The sequence below is a fragment of the Xenorhabdus sp. PB62.4 genome (assembly GCF_014467285.1).
Classification (GTDB): domain Bacteria; phylum Pseudomonadota; class Gammaproteobacteria; order Enterobacterales; family Enterobacteriaceae; genus Xenorhabdus.
In genome coordinates this window covers 4,742-7,971 of record NZ_NKHR01000049.1, presented here as the reverse complement: position 1 = coordinate 7,971, position 3,230 = coordinate 4,742, and the positions used below count along the sequence as shown (strand labels likewise).

2 rRNA genes are annotated in these 3,230 nt (G+C 53.4%); both read left to right on the top strand.

Annotated features, from left to right (window positions below):
• Window positions 1–111: 111 nt before the first annotated feature.
• Window positions 112–3,020 (top strand): 23S ribosomal RNA (locus Xenpb_RS18725).
• Between the two features lie 92 nt (window positions 3,021–3,112).
• Window positions 3,113–3,228: ribosomal RNA gene (gene rrf / locus Xenpb_RS18720) — 5S ribosomal RNA — on the top strand.
• Window positions 3,229–3,230 lie beyond the last annotated feature (2 nt).

The following is a 3,230-nucleotide window of genomic DNA, read 5'->3' as shown; positions in this document are numbered from 1 at the left end:
TGCTCTTTAACAATCTGGAACAAGCTGAAAATTTGAAACAATCAGTGTTATTGAAAAATGGCATTGATGAGTCTCTCAATACTCCAATCTGAAGACACCTTCGGGTTGTGAGGTTAAGCGAATAAGCGTACACGGTGGATGCCTAGGCAGTCAGAGGCGATGAAGGACGTGCTAATCTGCGAAAAGCGCCGGTGAGCTGATAAGCAGCGTTATCAGCCGGCGATATCCGAATGGGGAAACCCAGTGCAATCCGTTGCACTATCATTCACTGAATCCATAGGTGAATGAGGCGAACCGGGGGAACTGAAACATCTCAGTACCCCGAGGAAAAGAAATCAACCGAGATTCCCCCAGTAGCGGCGAGCGAACGGGGAGCAGCCCAGAGCCATCAACAATATCAGCGTCAGGAGAACGGTCTGGAAAGGCCGGCAGTAAAGGGTGACAGCCCCGTATCCGAAGACGCTGGTGTTGGGAGCTCGAAGAGTAGGGCGGGACACGTGGTATCCTGTCTGAATATGGGGGGACCATCCTCCAAGGCTAAATACTCCTGACTGACCGATAGTGAACCAGTACCGTGAGGGAAAGGCGAAAAGAACCCCGGCGAGGGGAGTGAAAGAGAACCTGAAACCGTGTACGTACAAGCAGTGGGAGCACCTTTTAAGGTGTGACTGCGTACCTTTTGTATAATGGGTCAGCGACTTATATTCTGTAGCAAGGTTAACCGTTTAGGGGAGCCGCAGGGAAACCGAGTCTTAACGGGGCGTTAAGTTGCAGGGTATAGACCCGAAACCCGGTGATCTAGCCATGGGCAGGTTGAAGGTTGGGTAACACTAACTGGAGGACCGAACCGACTAATGTTGAAAAATTAGCGGATGACTTGTGGCTGGGGGTGAAAGGCCAATCAAACCGGGAGATAGCTGGTTCTCCCCGAAAGCTATTTAGGTAGCGCCTCGTGAACTCATCTTCGGGGGTAGAGCACTGTTTCGGCTAGGGGGTCATCCCGACTTACCAACCCGATGCAAACTGCGAATACCGAAGAATGTTATCACGGGAGACACACGGCGGGTGCTAACGTCCGTCGTGAAGAGGGAAACAACCCAGACCGCCAGCTAAGGTCCCCAAGTCATGGTTAAGTGGGAAACGAAGTGGGAAGGCTCAGACAGCCAGGATGTTGGCTTAGAAGCAGCCATCATTTAAAGAAAGCGTAATAGCTCACTGGTCGAGTCGGCCTGCGCGGAAGATGTAACGGGGCTAAACCATGCACCGAAGCTGCGGCAGCGACACGTAAGTGTTGTTGGGTAGGGGAGCGTTCTGTAAGCCGCTGAAGGTGAACTGTGAGGTTTGCTGGAGGTATCAGAAGTGCGAATGCTGACATAAGTAACGATAAAGCGGGTGAAAAACCCGCTCGCCGGAAGACCAAGGGTTCCTGTCCAACGTTAATCGGGGCAGGGTGAGTCGACCCCTAAGGCGAGGCTGAAAAGCGTAGTCGATGGGAAACAGGTTAATATTCCTGTACTCGGTGTTACTGCGAAGGGGGGACGGAGAAGGCTATGTCAGCCGGGCGACGGTCGTCCCGGTTTAAGCGTGTAGGTGGGTGGTTTTGGTAAATCCGGACCGCTGTTAACACTGAGGCGTAATGACGAGGCACTACGGTGCTGAAGTGACAGATGCCCTGCTTCCAGGAAAAGCCTCTAAGCCTCAGGTAACATTGAATCGTACCCCAAACCGACACAGGTGGTCAGGTAGAGAATACTCAGGCGCTTGAGAGAACTCGGGTGAAGGAACTAGGCAAAATGGTGCCGTAACTTCGGGAGAAGGCACGCTGATAGGTAGGTGAAGCCCCTGCGGGCGGAGCTGAAATCAGCCGAAGATACCAGCTGGCTGCAACTGTTTAATAAAAACACAGCACTGTGCAAACACGAAAGTGGACGTATACGGTGTGACGCCTGCCCGGTGCTGGAAGGTTAATTGATGGGGTCAGCCGCAAGGCGAAGCTCTTGATCGAAGCCCCAGTAAACGGCGGCCGTAACTATAACGGTCCTAAGGTAGCGAAATTCCTTGTCGGGTAAGTTCCGACCTGCACGAATGGCGTAATGATGGCCAGGCTGTCTCCACCCGAGACTCAGTGAAATTGAACTCGCTGTGAAGATGCAGTGTACCCGCGGCAAGACGGAAAGACCCCGTGAACCTTTACTATAGCTTGACACTGAACCTTGAGCCTTGATGTGTAGGATAGGTGGGAGGCTTGGAAGTGTGGACGCCAGTCTGCATGGAGCCATCCTTGAAATACCACCCTTGAATGTTTGATGTTCTAACGCAGGCCCGTGACCCGGGTTGCGGACAGTGTCTGGTGGGTAGTTTGACTGGGGCGGTCTCCTCCCAAAGCGTAACGGAGGAGCACGAAGGTTAGCTAATCACGGTCGGACATCGTGAGGTTAGTGCAAAGGCATAAGCTGGCTTGACTGCGAGAGTGACGGCTCGAGCAGGTACGAAAGTAGGTCTTAGTGATCCGGTGGTTCTGTATGGAAGGGCCATCGCTCAACGGATAAAAGGTACTCCGGGGATAACAGGCTGATACCGCCCAAGAGTTCATATCGACGGCGGTGTTTGGCACCTCGATGTCGGCTCATCACATCCTGGGGCTGAAGTAGGTCCCAAGGGTATGGCTGTTCGCCATTTAAAGTGGTACGCGAGCTGGGTTTAGAACGTCGTGAGACAGTTCGGTCCCTATCTGCCGTGGGCGTTGGAAGATTGAAAGGGGCTGCTCCTAGTACGAGAGGACCGGAGTGGACGCACCACTGGTGTTCGGGTTGTCATGCCAATGGCATTGCCCGGTAGCTAAGTGCGGCAGAGATAACCGCTGAAAGCATCTAAGCGGGAAACTTGCCTTGAGATGAGTCTTCCCTTGTCCCTTGAGGACACTGAAGGAACGTTCGAGACGAGGACGTGGATAGGCCGGGTGTGTAAGCGTGGCGACACGTTGAGCTAACCGGTACTAATGAACCGTGCGGCTTAACCTGACAACACCGAAGGTGTTTTGGGCGTAGAGAGAGAGCAGAATGGGGTTTCAAATGCAAGACAGCAGCTTGTTCGGGATTGAATACAGAATTTGTCTGGCGGCAACAGCGCGGTGGTCCCACCTGACCCCATGCCGAACTCAGCAGTGAAACGCCGTAGCGCCGATGGTAGTGTGGGGTCTCCCCATGTGAGAGTAGGACACTGCCAGACAT